Source organism: Neisseriaceae bacterium, from assembly GCA_016864895.1.
Classification (GTDB): Bacteria; Pseudomonadota; Gammaproteobacteria; order Burkholderiales; family Neisseriaceae; genus QFNR01.
In genome coordinates, this window is the sequence record CP046107.1 from 1,274,064 (window position 1) to 1,289,921 (window position 15,858).

The window sequence follows — 15,858 nt, forward strand, 5'->3', positions numbered from 1 at the left end:
GGGATAAAAAGGGTATGAAAATTAATGATTATTTAAAACAAGCTGAAACGTTTGAACAATCGCAAATAGAGCAAATTAAGGCAAGACATAATTCCTTGCGTTTGTTTTTACTGTTTTCGATGGCGTCTAATATTTTACTGGCTTCTTCGTTAATTGTTTTGTTGCCCTTAAAAGAATTGATTCCTTATGTGATCCAAGTGGATAAATCTACCGGCAATCAGGTGGTGATTAGTTCTTTAACGCACGAAGAATACACCCCTTCCGAAGCCGAGGATAAGGCCAATATCGCAAGATATATCCGTGCTAGAGAAGGTTACGTATTTGATACCTTACAACGAGATTATAATTTAGTCTCTGTATTAAGTGATGAAGAGATTTTTAAGGATTATCAAAAGATATTTTTTGGTGAAACGTCAAGAGATAATACTTATGGTGATAAGGTAGTTCTTGAGCCGAGAATTATTTCTATTTCATTAAAAGATAGTAATGGTACAAAAACCGCAATCGTTCGTGTAGAGATCGCAAAAAAAGATATTCAAAAACAAACAGTTGATTTTAAAACTAGTTTAGTTAATCTATCCTATCGTTATGATACAACGAATATAGTTGATAATGTCAGCCGATTAGATAATCCATTAGGGTTTAAGGTGCATTATTACCGTATAGATGATGAGGCACAATAAGATGAACAAAAAATATTTATGCTTGTTGTTAACTTCTGTGTTCTTAGCCAATTATGGATTGAGTAAAAGTATTCCCAAAGGGTCAAGATTTGATGTGAGAATTAAAAGTCAAGCCTATAACGAACAAGATGTGACAGTAGTCAAAGTTTCTTTAGGTAGAGTGAATTCATTAATTTTTGCCCAAGAGGAAGATATAGAGTCTGCTGTTAGTGGGTTTAATGATGGTTGGGATATACAAATCAATCGTAATATTTTGTATCTTAAACCAATCTTACCGTCTAATGATCTAGGTATTAATTCAGAAAAATTGTTGAAAAACAATTATTGGAATACCAATTTATTGGTTAAAACCAATAAAAATTTTTACGTGATAGATTTATTTGCTTTACCGGAAAATGCCATACAAGAATCGGCCTTTGTGGTTAAATTTAATTATCCGCAAGAGATTGCTAGAAATAAAAAACGTGCATTAGCGTTAGCAGAACGTGAACGTGAAAACAAAGAGATTAAAAAGACATTAAATGCTTTGCAAATTCCAAGGAATTGGAATTATAGAACGAGGATTGCTTCAAATTCAAAAAATATTGCCCCGTCTTTTGTATACGATGATGGTACTAATACTTATCTAGGTTTTACGAAAGAAAAAAGTATTCCATCAGTATTTTTACAAAATGACAATCAGGAAATATTGGTTAACACTGTAATAAAAAATTATAACGCGAAATACAAATTATTGGTAATTAACGGCACAAATCCTGCTTATGTATTAAGAAGTGGTAAAAAAGTAGTAGGTATTTTGAATAAAGGATTTGGTAAGAATTTCAGCCAATACCAAAATACTAACTCCCCTAACGTGGAAAGGGTATTAAATGAGCGATAATGATAAAAAACAAGAAGAATTGGGCATTAACGATATTTTAGATTTGGAAGAGGTAGATGATGAGGCGAAAACCTTATTTGGTTCAGAATTTACCCCCGAAGAAGAAAATTTAAGTCATTATGATGAATTGGTGGAAAAACATATTTTAGAGCAAGAACAGCAAACAGATCCGGAGCAGGTAACAGAGCCGGAAATAGAACCGGAAATAGAATATAAGCCGGAAGAAGTAGAACAGGAATCGGAAATTTATCAGGAAATTCCTTATGAGGATGATAAAGAAGAAACGCTTATTAACGATTCATTTCAAAAGATTACGCCAACTTCAGTACCCAACAATAAAATCAACCAATCATGGCTTAAATGGATATTACTATCCATTTTATTGGTGATGTTGATTGTTTTTATTGTCAAATACGGTATTAAAAATGTGTTACTTGAACATTTTAACCAAAAAGAAGAAGTTTTTTCACAAGAGACGACGGATGAAAAACCAAATTCACCTCATTTTGATACATTCAGTAGAGGGAAAAAGATTAATCCAGAAATAGATAAAGATGAGTTCACGGATATTGAGGATAAAGAAGAAATTGATTTTGCCTTACTTAAATCTTATTCTAGTATTACTAATTCTAGTACTCAAACCAATAATAGTGAGGGTGGGGGTAATTCTTTAACCATTAATGCTGAGCATAACGAAAATTCATATGATGTATTGGCTTCTGATATTACAGGTAAAACATTAAGTAGGAAAAATGCACTCTCTAAAGATAGGTATTCTAATGATACTTATGATTTAGTAGTGGCTGATAAGATTACTTTTAATCCTGATTTAGCTTTAGAAAAAGGTACTTTTATTGCGTGTTCTTTACGCACAAGAATCATTAGTACGATTGCTGGTGAGGTCTCTTGTGTAATTCCTAATGATGTCTACTCAGCAAGTGGAAATGTTTTACTTATTGAAAAAGGCTCCAAAGTATTTGGTACGTATGAGTCAGGTGAATTAAAAATTGGTGAGGAACGCATTTTTGTAGTCTGGAATGAGATTAGAACGCCTAATGGCGTCAATATCAATATCGCTAGTAATGCAACTGGTGAATTGGGTGAGTCAGGTATTGGTGGTTATGTAGATGAGCATTTTTCCAAACGTTTTGGTACAGCTTTGTTGGTAAGTTTTTTGTCCGACTTTGCTTCGTATTCATCTGAAAGTATGTCAGACAAAATTTTTCATAAAAAACAAAATAATAAAAAAGAGAAAGAGGATAGAAGCAAAGATGTAGTGAATGCTATTTTAATCAAACAAATGGATATAGAGCCTACTTTATATAAAAATCAAGGGGATATGGTAGGGATTTTTGTAGCAAGAGATGTGGATTTTTCAAAAGTCTACTCATTAAGAAAAAAAGGTATGTTTAATGGCGATCAATTTAGATAAACATATTGGTTTTAACCATTATATTAGAAAAGCATTTGGTAAGTGGTTGGATCAGGAAGATATCACAGAGATATGCATTAATCGTCCGAATGAGGTTTTTTATGAGAGAAATCAAGAGTGGTTTTATGAAAAAATAGATTTTTCTTATGAGAGTTGTGAGCATTTAGTTAGTGCTATTGCATCGTTTAAAAAAGATAGAGTGAATACAGTTAAGCCAATATTATCAGCAACTTTATTAAATGGTGAACGGGTACAAGTAGTCATACCACCTGCTTGTGAGGTTGGCACAATATCTATAACCGTGAGAAAACCTAATATTAAGCGATTTACGCGAAGTTTTTACGTTTCATCTGGGATATATAGTGAGATGAAACGTTTTGGGCAAGCGATAGATCAAGATGATGATTTGATTCATTTGTATAAAGAAAACCTTTGGGATGATTTTATTGCCTTAGCGGTCAAGAAAAAGAAAAATATTATTGTTGCTGGTGCAACAGGAACCGGTAAAACCACCTATATGAAAATGTTGGTAGATTTAATTCCAAATGAGGAAAGAATTATAACCATAGAAGATACTCATGAGTTGGATCTTGTCACACAAAAAAATTATGTTCATTTATTATACCCCTCAGAAGCCAAAGAGGGAGATATTGTCACTGCATCGTCTTTGTTGAAGTGTTGTATGCGTATGAAACCGGATCGTATTTTATTAGCGGAATTAAGAGGTGGTGAGACATTTGACTTTTTAAAAGTGTTAAAGAGCGGTCATAGTGGATCTATCACTTCGATACATGCAAGTTCAGTAGCGGAAACTTTTCGTCAAATGTGTAACTATGTGACCGCTCACCCACAAGGACTTGCCATTCCTTATAATATTATTTTGTCAGAATTAAAAAATAACATCGATATAGTTTTATCTATGGTGGTAAGAAATAAAAAAAGGTTAATAAGGGAAATATATTTTAAAAATGAAGACAGAGATTTATCAGAAAATTTTTCGTAAAGAAAACATTTTGTTGGTGGTTTATGTTTTAATCATCACAGTGTTACTATATCCCTTTATTTTTCTGCTTAATCATCATTTTGGTCTGTATAGAGCTATCACAAAATATGATTTAACTTTGTTAATTAAATCAATCATATTTCAATATGCATTAACTTTTAAATCCCTTTTGCAGAGTTTTATTGGATCAGTATTAATTGTATGTTCATTGGTATTTTTCTCTTTAAGAAGAAAGAAAGTGAATATCCATGGTGATGCTCGATTTGCCAATGATAAAGAAGTTAAAAAATTTACAGAGGCAAAGAATGGAATCATTATTGGTATTTATAAAAATAAATTATTACGATTTTCTGGGCAACAATTTGTTGCCCTAGGTGCACCAACCCGCTCCGGTAAAGGGGTTGGAATCGTTATTCCTAATTTATTAGAACAAGAAGATTCCATGGTGGTAATGGATATCCCAAAATTAGAAGCTTTTACCATTACCTCCAAATATAGAAAAGAAGTGTTGGGACAAGATATTTTTTTGTTTTCCCCCTTTAAAAAAGGGACATCTAAATACAATCCATTGGATTATGTAGATTTTACATCAGGTGTTGCGGATATCCAGTTAAATGCTATAGCCAATATTATTTATGTGAATACGGGTGGTGATGATTATTTTGTCATGCAAGCAAGAGAATTATTTGTAGGCTTGGCTTTATTGTTTCATGATCTCATTGAGAAAGGATTATTAAAAGCACCCTATTCTATTTCTACACTCCTAGAGTGTTCAACAATCATTAATAATGAGCCTTTTGAGGAATATTATGATAATGTAAAATTACAGGTAGTATTGCCAAAGGGTGCGATATTAAGAATAGAACGTTATTTAAATACTTCTGATAATACCCGTTCTAGTATTAAAAGTTCTTTTGAAGTACCTTTGGCCTTATTTGGTTCGGATATTATTGCTGAAAATACAAGTGCCTCTGATTTTAATTTAAATAATCTTCGTAAAAAGAAAATGACTATTTACATTGGCTTGACATTGGAAGAATTATTGCAAGCCAAAAGTTTAATCAATTTATTTTTTTCTCAACTATTAACGGAAAATACCCGTCAATTACCAGAACAAGACCCAAGTTTAAAACATGCTTGTGTTTTATTGTTGGACGAATTCACTTCAATTGGGCAAATTGAAATTTTAAAAAAAGGCTGTGCATTCATAGCGGGCTATAATCTTCGCATGATTACTATATTCCAAGGAATTTCCCAGTTAGAGGAATCCCCGCCAGCGGGTTATGGTAAGGAAGGAGCGAAGAGTTTATTGGTGAATCATGCTTGTCAAATAATTTATGCCCCCAAAGAGGAGTCGGATGCAGAAGAATATAGCAAAAGATTAGGCTATCAAGATGTGATAGATAACAATGTCAGCCGGTCAAGTAAAGATATTAACAAAAATTTCAGTGAGGTTAAGCAAAGAAGAGCATTAATGCTTCCCCAAGAAATTAAAGAGTTACCTTTTGAGGAAGAAATTATTTTTATTGAAAATTGTAAGCCAATTAAGTGTAATAAGGCCTTTTATTTTGCTGTACCACAACTTTTATGGAAACTTAAACAAGTATCTCCTACTTTAATGCAGATTGAAAAACCGAATAAATCTGACTTTGATAGAGCATTCCAAAGAGGGGAAACTAAAATTAAATTAAAGGAGCTTGTGAAGAATGCGTTTTAAATTTATTTATTTATTGATGACATCAATAATCCTTGTCTCATGTTCAAGTATAAGCCCACCGAAAGCAAGGTCAGTATCAGGTAAATCAACCCTCGCGACTAAAGAGGTAGGTAACTATCAAAATAATCAAGTCCAAAAATTACCTGTTAAAAGCTTTAATAAAACATTTAAATTTTTTGTTCCTTATGTCAAAGAGGATCAAGCGATAGAATATTGGTTTTATGCTCAACACGCTGACAAAATAACCATTACTGGCTACTTAAATGAGGTTACAGAAATGTATCAATATTTGCTTTCCATAGGGGTTGATTGTAAGAAGTTGTGTAGTGTTAATTACCAAGATCAGCCACTAGAAATTACTTTTGAAAAGTATGATAAAAAAGAAGAAGATACGGTTGAAATCGATCTCTGAGTGACCCACTCCCTCTAAAATAATGCTGTAGAGGGAGCTTCGTGCCACTCATATAGATTTTTGCATCTATACCTTTTGCTACAACACTAATCACCTAATGGTATTTGTTACAGGGGAAATATTTACACACATCTGTCCCCGTGATATCAGCTAAAGCTAATGCCATAATGTTTTATGGCTACATTGATATCTCCATCATGCTTTGTGTTACATTAGGACAAGTTAAATTTTTAACACTTGATAGATTTTCTAATTTATAATGATAACGACTGCAAGTTTTAGAACTAGTAAAAATCTATCCACTTTGATGATATTCTTGCCTAATTCTTTACATTTGTATTCTAAATAACGAATAAACCTAGATTTACAATCATTAACACTTTTAGACAAATAACGGTTTTTAGTCATTCCTTTTACATTTAAATATTCAATAACAAAACTAATTATTTGGTTATTATAAGCTAGCTTGGTAATGAAATGAGCTTCTGTAAAAAATCATTACGTTGATTATCTATTTTTTGATATAGAATGGCTACCAACATTCGTTATTTGTTTCTATTTTTACTACCTGCCTTTCTCTGCGTCACAATTGTCTTTGTTCATTAGGTCTAACCTAGATCTAATCTAAGGTATATTAAAAAATGATAGTAATCAGTATAGGTGATATTTTAGGTTCATCTACTAAAATACTGGCATAATATTCACCAGCAGAATTTTTGCTAATAGTGGTTTAATATTTCCTGCAAATTGACGGTATAACCTAATTTTTATCAATGTTTTGAACTTAGGTAGTTTATGATATTTATCATCAATAGCAGTAAAACTCTTTTGATTATTGGTAGTATAATTTTGAACTGGATTATATTTAATGTTGAATTTGGGAGATCCAATTCTTTTTTATTTTTATTTTGGGATAATCGTCTAAAAAAATTCTTATATGCTTAATCTAAATTCAATTGAGTGTTAAAACTATTTACTTCTTTCAAAAACTAAAATTCTTACTTAATATTTGCTGATGTGAGTAGTTTTACTTTTATACCTTGTATTTGTAATTTTTTCTGCCAACATCAGACTATAAACTTTACGTACACAACCGGAAGTTTTAGATATCAAGACTTTTTGTTCAGTCTTAAAATATATTCGATATTTATAAGCTTTTATGATGGTATTTTTGATAAATAAGCAAATAATTACAATAAATAATAAAAAAACAATATAAATCGCATTATCACTACATTTATAAACTAAATATTATTTAGCGTTAGTCACTAAGTGATACCATCAATATTTTACTAATCAAATATTAGTAAAAATGCAAAATTTATCTAAAAATGGGATATCACAGTTGATAAATCCAATAAGGGGGAGTGGTGACCATATTCATTTATTGATTGATATGCATTCAAATATAATTCTAGTAAATATATCAATATCTCAAATCATGCTACTGGAAACATGTATTCTTGTTTATAACTTTGAATGTGTTCTATTAGAAGTACTAAAAACTACATTTTAAAAAAACACTGTAGTTCTTCGACCCACTTGCTATCCATCCCCATCATAAGCTGATGCTATAGGTAGATAATTCCACTTTATTTATTAAAATATATACCCTTATATATCTTGATAGAATTTGAACTCCAACATAGCTACTTTCCTACCTTTTTTGATTGTTCGATATTTTATTTCCCAACCGTATTTTTCTATTAACTCTTTGATAGCGGGCTCTATGATTCGTTTTTTCAAATCAGCAAAATTTTCGTGATAGCTTCGGGGAGTTTCCATGGCATGATTGAAGTCATCAATATGGATTTTTAGACAACCGCTATCTCTTTTTGTTGTAGACGTTGTATTTCCTTGTTTGTCTTTATGTATCACATTTGATTGAACAACGCTTTCAAACATTTCTAATAACCTGACGGAGTAAATTGATCTTAATGCGGAGGCTTGTTTCAATTGATATTTCGTGAAATTTCCAGTCAACTCAAATAACATAGGGTAGATATCTGAGTTGAACTTTATTTCTAGGATGCCACTATCCTTGATATATTTCACATATGACAACCAATTATAGGTTGTTTTAACCTCTCTTATTTTGTTTTTGTATTCTTCATTGGTTGTTAGTGTGAATTGTTTTTTCATAAATCCTAGCGATGCTTTTTTAAGCTCTGTATAGGCCACCGCAACATCTAAGTCAAAAGTTTCAGCATAATCTTCAGCATGGATTTCTAGTGTTGTTATTGAGCCTTTTGTCTTTGCTATTGCCATTAACAAAATACGTTTCTCCACAATAGTTAGCCCTTGAGCAGAACGAACAATGGAGTTTGACTGTACCGCATTTTCTATTTGTGAACTATGATAAGTATATGGCTCTAATTTATTTTCTTTTTTCATCGAGACACCTATATAGGTTTTAGGACGTTTAATCATATGCTGTAACCATTATACAATATCTTGTCGTAATTTATACTGTAGGTTTACCTAATATTTTAGTCACATTCAGTCTAAGTTTAACCCTTAAAATTAAAAGGGTTAACCCATTAATAATATTGAAAATATTGAAAATTCTAAAGTAGGTAATTTTTTGTGGATAAATCACAAAAAGATTTATCATGCTCGCCGTAAGATCTCGTCCTTCATGGCAGGGATATAAGGCGTCACCACAAAGTGGTTATTCCGTCTTTTAGTGTCTATGCTATCTTATTGACTATTCATAGTTCATTAGTATAATCAAGACATGCAAATCAAAAAAGATTTTAAATTTGAGTTAATACCTAATGGTGAACATATTCGCAAAATGAAGCAGTTTGTGGTTGTTCTTGTTTTGTATTTAATCATGCTTTAGATTGGCAGAATAAGCACTATGAGGCTGATAACGGTTTCAAATTCTGCTACAGTAAAATATCGAGCTTACTACCTAAATGGAAAGATGAGTTCAAATGGCTTAAAGATTGCCATAGTCAAGTATTACAACAATCCTTAAAAGATTTAGAAGCCTCTTTTCGGAATTTCTTTAGTTTTCCTAAGTTTAAGAAAAAGGGATTGGAAGAAAGCTTTAGATTTCCCCAAGGTGTAAAACTAGAACAAGGTAACAACCGTTTGTATTTACCCAAAATAGGCTGGGTAAGATACCGTAATAGTCGTCATGTCATTGGTTCAATTAAAAACGTTACCATTAGTCACAAGTGTGGAAAGTGGTATGTTGCTATACAAACGGAATATGATGTTGAACTACCAATACCATTAGGTAATGAAGTGGGTATATAGATATGGGGATTACCCGTTTTGCAACCTTAAGTAACGGTCAATACTTTGAGCCTATCAATCGTTTTAAAACGGCACAACGTCAGTTAGCTAAACTGCAATGTCAAATGAGCCATAAGACGCCATTGAGTCACAACTGGAAAAAAGCAAAAAATAAAGTATCACGCTTACACTCGAGAATAGCCAATATTAGACGTCATTACCTTCATCAAATCTCTGCTCAAATTAGCAAAAACCACGCCATTGTGTATGTAGAAGATTTGCAGGTTGGTCACATATCTAAGTCTGCAAAGGGGGATATGACTCATCCTGGTAAAAGAGTAAAGCAAAAATCGGGATTAAATCGTTGGATTAAATCGTTCTATGCTAGATCAATCATGGTATGAATTTAGAAGGCAACTGGACTATAAACTGTTATGGCGAGGAGGTCATTTAGTAGCAGTGAATCCTAAGAATACCAGTCGTACTTGCCCAAAATGCGGGCATATAAGTGCACAGAACCGTCAAACGCAATCAAACTTTGAATGTGTTGCATGTGGATATAAATTAAATGCAGATGAGGTTGGAGCGATAAATATATTAAGGGCAGGATGTGCCCGGTTAGCCTGTGAAGTGAATGATGCAGTAAGGTCATCAGCAACAGGAACCCACCGAAGTGAGTTAGCAATACTGCTAAACACCGTAGGAATCCCTGCCCTTTAGGCCGGCGAGGACGTCAATTGTCCGATAAATGATTGCTGATTTTTAATCCGTATATTTTAGCCAATGAATCTATTATAATGAACCTATTATAATGATGCTAATGGAAAAAATGAGATTGTAAAAATGCTTTATATCCCTCCGACTAATCCCGATCATTACGTCAGTAGTATTGTTGCCTTAAACATTATTAGTCCCGAAAATACAGGAGATTGGCATAGTTCAGCTGCATTAAGTCAAGATGCTTATCCGCTTGAGTTTTATCTTTATGGTAAAAATCAACCTAAAAACACTCATCATCTATTGGGGCAACAAGGGATTATTGACGGCACACAACGTTTAAATGACATGGGATATTATCCTAAACATACCCCTGTTTGGGTAGCAGATCATCCTCGAGCTTGCATTGATTATCTTTATTATGCTGTACTTAAAACAAACTCTATCGGGTGTGTGATACTTGATGATTGGTTTCCAAGTGATGAAGATAAACGATCAGTCTATACTTTGATTGATGCCTTAGAGTCCAACTTAACTGATTATGAGAGAGAGAATTTACAATTATGGAAACACAAGAACCCAATAATGTAATACTAACCGAGCGTAATAAACAGCATGAACGATTGATGTGTGCTGTGTTGCGTAGTCTTGTTGAAACGCCACTTGTTTTAAAAGGTGGTACAGCTCTTTATTTGGGGTATGGATTAAATCGTTTTTCGGAAGATTTAGATTTTGACTCTGATAAAAAGCTGAATCTTATCAGCAAAATTAAAAATTCTGTACCACACAACATTCTGATTGATAATATTAATGTAAAAAAAGACACAGATACTGTCAGTCGTTATATGGTGAACTATCATGTGCGAGATACGGGGCATAAAGATTCACTAAAAATCGAAATTTCGTACCGTAATCCACCGCCTGCTGCACAAATTTTTGAACGAAATGGTATTCGTATTGCTTCCATTGAGCGTATTGCCGACGATAAATTAAATGCAGCCTTTGATGGTGAAAATACCCGAACTAAAGGGCGTGATTTATTTGATTTACATTTTATTGCAAAAACGTATGGTAATAGTTTATCACTTCCGATATTAGAGCGTTTAAAAGCTTTCTCACAAGATCCTGATCAATTAGTCAACGCATATAGTGAAAATATCAAAGCCGATCCGCTCTTAAACAAAATTATGGATGTGGATACAATTTCCCTTGAGCTTCATGAATTATCAGAAAAATTACAAGTGGCCAAATATTCCTCTAAAATGCAAAAAAAACCACCTACTCAAAAGATGAAACTTGTACCACATTCAAGAAGAATGTCTGCACTATCTCAAGACGATCACGATTTAGACTTATAGATTTTGATTCCAATTTTTATTTTGATTTGGATAGTTCAGGTTTTAATTTAGCAAATGCAACTAGAAAATAAATGGTGAAGCAATATTGAATCGTTATGCTGTACGAGTAAAAAAAAATCGGAAGTACAAACGCTAATGGTTAATGTTAGAGTAAAAAGAAGATAAACAAATAATATAAACTGTTCAATATATTATTAAACACTAGACATAAATAAAGCTCATCTGAAAAAATCAGGTTGGTTCAAAGTATTGCTTCGAATAACGTATTGTACTGAATATTTAATAGGCCAGAATGCCTAGATGAACTTCAATCAACTCAAAACCAAATGTTTATTACGATTAGATCGATATATTAAGTCACTAGTTTAAAATGGGCTATCTATCCTTGTGAGAAAGGCTAAAGGAATAAATTTATCGAATCAGCCATTAAAAATTAGAACAAAAAGACAGTTGAAAAATAGAATATCAAACAATCCAAAAAGCTAAGGAAGTCGCTGTATTGGTGTTTGAATTCTATCAAGATCCACAAGGTAGACTGTTTTACAACTACTTTGTCATCCCTATATTTCTATCTCTCAAAATTTTCCCTTGAGTGTTTTGAATAATAATCCCTTGTTCCATGAATACTCCCGCTCTGAAACCTAAGGCTTGTAGAGTAGGCGTTATTCATGGGGTTTGGTCAACAAGGATTAATTGACCAATAGAAAAAATATAATCCAAGATCTAAAAATTAAGTAAATAACAATATAAATCATAATGATAGGAAATGTCTCTTGTCTTATTTATTGACATTAAGTCTGGTTTTTGTAAACACCATCCATGCTTAATGGTGGGCTGAAGCTAAATGCTCACTATAATCTTTAGAAAAAGGGACAGAGTATTTGGACGGGAATATCGTTTATGGTAAGAGGGTAGTGGTAAAACTAAAGAATCTGCTGAAAAAGTAGGAATAAAAGATGTTAACGATAATTATGTGCCCATGGGAATAAAAGTTAAAAAATATTATCGTATTATAGATACCTTTCAATAAAAACAGATTAATGAACTTTAATATAACCTATTGGATATTTAATTTGCTGTGTATCAATACTGTGAAATTGTAAAAACTGTATTTCTTGAAGTATTGTTTTAAATGAAGGATAAGTCTCGGAAAAATATAAAATAGAAATGATAAAAACTCAGATAAAACATATTCATCTAGAATATTTAGTTTGGAGCGTTTTGATTTAATAGTAAGTTCAGAACCTATAGTAACTTCAAAGAATATTTATTACCAGATGAGATGTTAACAATTATTGAAGGAAAAAGGGTTGCTTCTATAAATGATTATCTAAATTTCACATTGGAAGCACTTGAGGATATTTATACAGGAAAAATCCATCATGGCGTGTAACAAATAACAACTGCATCAGCATGTAAAATAATACTCAATGGTTACACATCAAGTTATCTGCTAATAAATAATTTATCTTTGCTTAATTCTTATCAACCTCTATATTTTTCCAGACATTCATATATTGTCAATTAAGTTCTCCATTTCCTTGTAACAGGCAACTGTAAAAACTTTTTTTAGCATAACTAGTTAATTCACCGATGAATATTTGACTGAAAGTTTTTCCCTCTTTAAAAGTCATAGCGGCAATAAACAGTTTAATATTTTCTGACGTATCTCAATTGGGAATTAACACATTAACCTTTGGACTTGTATAAAATAAAAAGGCGGATCTTGTATAAACTTCATATCCAGGTATTTACTTTTATTGAATATCAACTCCTTAACATAATCAATGAGAAAAAAACCCGGATATGGTTTATTAATGAAAGTTATTTGTTATTCTTTATTAAGATTTAGAAAGATCGAAAAAATATTTACGATAGTATTTCATTTCCTCAATACTTTCAATAATATCCTCTAAGGCTTGGTGTGCACCTTTCTTGACTATTCCTTTTAGTATTTCTGGTTTCCAACGGCGTACTAACTCTTTAATGGTCGAAACATCGATATTCCGATAATGAAAATAACTTTCTAGTTCGGGCATATATTTTTGTAAGAAACGTCTATCTTGATGGATAGTATTGCCACAAAGAGGTGTTTGAGTGGCTGGAACCCATGCTTTAATAAATTCAAGCATGGCTTGTTCAGCTTCTCTCTCAGTTAAGTTTGAAGCTCTGACTCTATCCACTAATCCTGTTCGCGTATGAGTTTGAGTATTCCATACATCCATACGATCTAAAATGGAATCATCTTGGTGGATGACGTAAATAGGAGATTGGGCTAATATAACTAGATCCTTATCGGTGACTACAATGGCTGCTTCAATAATACGTTCAATCTCTGGATCCAAGCCCGTCATTTCTAAATCAAGCCACACTAAATTTGATGCGTTTTTCATACTTTAATTACCTTTTTATTGGTAGCTCTAAGTCACTTTAGACTTAAGATTTTGCTAATTCTTCATTTGTTTTTCTTAAACGTAAACCAAGTTCTTGTAATTGTTGATTATCTACTTGATTAGGCGCATTGGTTAATAGACATTGTGCTTTTTGTGTTTTAGGGAAAGCAATTACGTCACGGATAGACTCTGATTCAGTTAACAAAGTTGCTAGCCTATCTAGACCAATAGCCAAACCGCCATGAGGAGGCGCACCATATTGCAGGTTTTTTAATAAGAAACCAAATTTATTTTCTTGTTCTTGAGGCGATATGTTGAGTGCTTTAAAAACTTTTTCTTGAACACTTGCCTCGTGAATACGGATTGAGCCACCACCTAATTCCCAACCGTTCAATACGATATCATAAGCTCTAGATAAACATTTCTCAGGTTCAGTTTCCATTAGATTCTCATGGCCTTTTTGTGGAGAAGTGAAAGGGTGATGTGTGGCAACATAACGTTTTTCTTCCTCGTCGTATTCAAACATTGGGAAGTCAGTTACCCAGAGTAATTTCCAACCTGGGGTAAAATAACCATTTTTTTTACCATGCTCTTTACCAAGTTTAATTCTCAATTGACCAATTGCTTCATTAACAATTTTTGCTTTATCAGCACCAAAGAAAATTAAATCACCATTTTGTGCTTCTGTTTTTTGTATAATGATCCTTAAACTATCCTCAGATAAGAATTTGACGATAGGGGATTGCAGGCCACTATTTTCTTGATTGGTTATTTTAGTAATATCATGTACTTTGATATAAGCTAAGCCTTTAGCACCATAAATACCAACAAATTTAGTATATTCATCTATTTCCTTTCTAGATAATTGGGCACCATTAGGAACCCTTAATGCGACCACTCTACCATTTGTTAAGTTGGCGGCTTCTCTAAATACTTTGAATTCCTCATTTTTCATAGAATCTGTGAGTTCTGTAAATTTTAGATCAATACGTAAATCTGGTTTATCTGAGCCGTATAAGAACATAGCTGTCGAAAAATCCATTCGAGGAACTTCATTGATATCTACATTGACTACCTTTTTGATGATTTTCTTAATCATCTCTTCTGTGATATTCATAATATCTTCCTCGTTTATAAAAGCAGCTTCCAGGTCTATTTGAGTAAATTCTGGTTGTCTGTCTGCTCTTAAATCTTCATCACGGAAACATTTAGTAATTTGGTAATATCTGTCAAATCCCGCCACCATTAATAATTGTTTAAATAATTGTGGAGATTGGGGTAACGCATAAAAATAACCTTGATTGACACGAGAAGGAACTAAATAATCTCGAGCTCCTTCGGGTGTAGAGCGAGTTAATACTGGTGTTTCGATGTCAATAAAACCCAAATCATCTAGGTGGCGACGAGTAGTTTGTGTGATCAAATGACGTAAGCGTAAATTTTTCTGCATGGGAAAACGTCGCAAATCTATAACGCGGTTTGTCAAACGTACATTTTCAGAAATATTTTCTTCATCAATTTGAAAAGGGGGGGTCTTCGCTGTGTTTAAAATTTCAATTTCTTCGGCTAGAATTTCGATTTTACCAGAAATCATATTTTCATTAATGGTACCTTCTGGACGATTACGAACTTGGCCTGTAATCGAGAGAACATATTCATTACGACTACTATCTGCTAATTTAAAGGCTTCCTTTGTATTGGGATCAATGACAACTTGTACTAAACCTTCTCTGTCACGTAAATCGATAAAAATAATACCACCATGGTCACGTCTCCTATGAACCCAGCCTTTCACAGTGACGGTTTGTTCTAAATAGTTTTCATCAATCAAACCACAATAATTTGTTCTCATCATTATAACTCTCTTTAGTTAATTTTAATTTAAAAATTGTTCGATATTTTGAATAGGATCTATAACTTTAAGTTAGTAGGCCTTATTTGCAGAAACCTAATTTTAGATAATAGATTGCCAGAACAATCTTAGCACTAACTTTAGAGACCGTTTTATCCAACTTAG

At 32.6% G+C, this 15,858-nt stretch carries 12 protein-coding genes and 1 pseudogene; 9 read left to right on the forward strand and 4 right to left on the reverse strand.

Going from position 1 to position 15,858, the window contains the following annotated elements:
- Nucleotides 1-14 precede the first annotated feature (14 nt).
- Genes GKC53_05455 through GKC53_05480 form a run of 6 tightly spaced genes read left to right on the forward strand, consistent with a single transcriptional unit; the run spans nt 15 to nt 6,127 of the window.
- The gene (locus tag GKC53_05455; protein ID QRN41560.1) at nt 15-683 is read left to right on the forward strand and encodes a type IV secretion system protein; all 669 of its coding nucleotides are present in this window, start codon (nt 15-17) and stop codon (nt 681-683) included.
- Nucleotides 667-1,563, forward strand: a complete 897-nt coding sequence (locus GKC53_05460) for a hypothetical protein (GenBank protein QRN41561.1) — start codon at nt 667-669, stop codon at nt 1,561-1,563. The genes GKC53_05455 and GKC53_05460 overlap by 17 nt, the downstream gene beginning before the upstream one ends.
- Entirely contained in the window at nt 1,553-2,995 is a 1,443-nt protein-coding gene (locus GKC53_05465; GenBank protein ID QRN41562.1) for a hypothetical protein, read from the forward strand. The genes GKC53_05460 and GKC53_05465 overlap by 11 nt, the downstream gene beginning before the upstream one ends.
- Nucleotides 2,976-3,998, forward strand: a complete 1,023-nt coding sequence (gene virB11, locus GKC53_05470) for a P-type DNA transfer ATPase VirB11 (protein QRN41563.1) — start codon at nt 2,976-2,978, stop codon at nt 3,996-3,998. The genes GKC53_05465 and virB11 overlap by 20 nt, the downstream gene beginning before the upstream one ends.
- On the forward strand, nt 3,964-5,715 hold the full coding sequence (locus tag GKC53_05475) for a TraM recognition domain-containing protein (GenBank protein QRN41564.1): 1,752 nt from the start codon (nt 3,964-3,966) through the stop codon (nt 5,713-5,715). Before virB11 ends, GKC53_05475 begins: the two co-directional genes overlap by 35 nt.
- On the forward strand, nt 5,705-6,127 hold the full coding sequence (locus tag GKC53_05480) for a hypothetical protein (GenBank protein QRN41565.1): 423 nt from the start codon (nt 5,705-5,707) through the stop codon (nt 6,125-6,127). Before GKC53_05475 ends, GKC53_05480 begins: the two co-directional genes overlap by 11 nt.
- Before the next feature lie 1,002 nt (nt 6,128-7,129).
- On the opposite strand, the gene GKC53_05485 is transcribed toward GKC53_05480, so the two are convergent.
- Together GKC53_05485 and GKC53_05490 are read right to left on the reverse strand one after the other, a co-directional pair.
- Complete coding sequence (locus GKC53_05485; protein QRN41844.1) at nt 7,130-7,348, reverse strand: helix-turn-helix domain-containing protein; 219 nt, start codon at nt 7,346-7,348, stop codon at nt 7,130-7,132.
- A gap of 393 nt (nt 7,349-7,741) precedes the next feature.
- Nucleotides 7,742-8,557, reverse strand: a complete 816-nt coding sequence (locus tag GKC53_05490; protein ID QRN41566.1) for a RepB family plasmid replication initiator protein — start codon at nt 8,555-8,557, stop codon at nt 7,742-7,744.
- Between the two features lie 307 nt (nt 8,558-8,864).
- Between GKC53_05490 and GKC53_05495 the strand changes: the two are divergent.
- From GKC53_05495 to GKC53_05505, 3 genes and pseudogenes are all read left to right on the forward strand, one after another.
- Nucleotides 8,865-10,093 (forward strand): annotated as a pseudogene (locus GKC53_05495) (transposase).
- A gap of 123 nt (nt 10,094-10,216) precedes the next feature.
- On the forward strand, nt 10,217-10,681 hold the full coding sequence (locus tag GKC53_05500) for a hypothetical protein (GenBank protein ID QRN41567.1): 465 nt from the start codon (nt 10,217-10,219) through the stop codon (nt 10,679-10,681).
- Nucleotides 10,654-11,448: a nucleotidyl transferase AbiEii/AbiGii toxin family protein gene (locus tag GKC53_05505; GenBank protein ID QRN41568.1), complete on the forward strand. Its 795-nt coding sequence runs from the start codon at nt 10,654-10,656 to the stop codon at nt 11,446-11,448. The genes GKC53_05500 and GKC53_05505 overlap by 28 nt, the downstream gene beginning before the upstream one ends.
- Before the next feature lie 1,841 nt (nt 11,449-13,289).
- Here GKC53_05505 and GKC53_05510 read toward each other — a convergent pair.
- Together GKC53_05510 and aspS are read right to left on the reverse strand one after the other, a co-directional pair.
- On the reverse strand, nt 13,290-13,841 hold the full coding sequence (locus tag GKC53_05510; protein ID QRN41569.1) for an oligoribonuclease: 552 nt from the start codon (nt 13,839-13,841) through the stop codon (nt 13,290-13,292).
- A gap of 43 nt (nt 13,842-13,884) precedes the next feature.
- Nucleotides 13,885-15,693: an aspartate--tRNA ligase gene (aspS, locus tag GKC53_05515; GenBank protein ID QRN41845.1), complete on the reverse strand. Its 1,809-nt coding sequence runs from the start codon at nt 15,691-15,693 to the stop codon at nt 13,885-13,887.
- Nucleotides 15,694-15,858: the final 165 nt, after the last annotated feature.

What these genes read in the sequence shown, in the direction of transcription:
- GKC53_05455 (QRN41560.1), top strand. Translation starts at nt 15, where the DNA reads ATGAAAATTAATGATTATTTAAAACAAGCTGAAACGTTTGAACAATCG.
- GKC53_05475 (QRN41564.1), top strand. Translation starts at nt 3,964, where the DNA reads ATGAAGACAGAGATTTATCAGAAAATTTTTCGTAAAGAAAACATTTTG.
- GKC53_05500 (QRN41567.1), top strand. Translation starts at nt 10,217, where the DNA reads ATGCTTTATATCCCTCCGACTAATCCCGATCATTACGTCAGTAGTATT.
- GKC53_05505 (QRN41568.1), top strand. Translation starts at nt 10,654, where the DNA reads ATGGAAACACAAGAACCCAATAATGTAATACTAACCGAGCGTAATAAA.
- aspS (QRN41845.1), bottom strand. Translation starts at nt 15,693, where the DNA reads ATGAGAACAAATTATTGTGGTTTGATTGATGAAAACTATTTAGAACAA.
- GKC53_05460 (QRN41561.1), top strand. Translation starts at nt 667, where the DNA reads ATGATGAGGCACAATAAGATGAACAAAAAATATTTATGCTTGTTGTTA.
- GKC53_05510 (QRN41569.1), bottom strand. Translation starts at nt 13,841, where the DNA reads ATGAAAAACGCATCAAATTTAGTGTGGCTTGATTTAGAAATGACGGGC.
- GKC53_05480 (QRN41565.1), top strand. Translation starts at nt 5,705, where the DNA reads ATGCGTTTTAAATTTATTTATTTATTGATGACATCAATAATCCTTGTC.
- virB11 (QRN41563.1), top strand. Translation starts at nt 2,976, where the DNA reads ATGGCGATCAATTTAGATAAACATATTGGTTTTAACCATTATATTAGA.
- GKC53_05490 (QRN41566.1), bottom strand. Translation starts at nt 8,557, where the DNA reads ATGATTAAACGTCCTAAAACCTATATAGGTGTCTCGATGAAAAAAGAA.
- GKC53_05465 (QRN41562.1), top strand. Translation starts at nt 1,553, where the DNA reads ATGAGCGATAATGATAAAAAACAAGAAGAATTGGGCATTAACGATATT.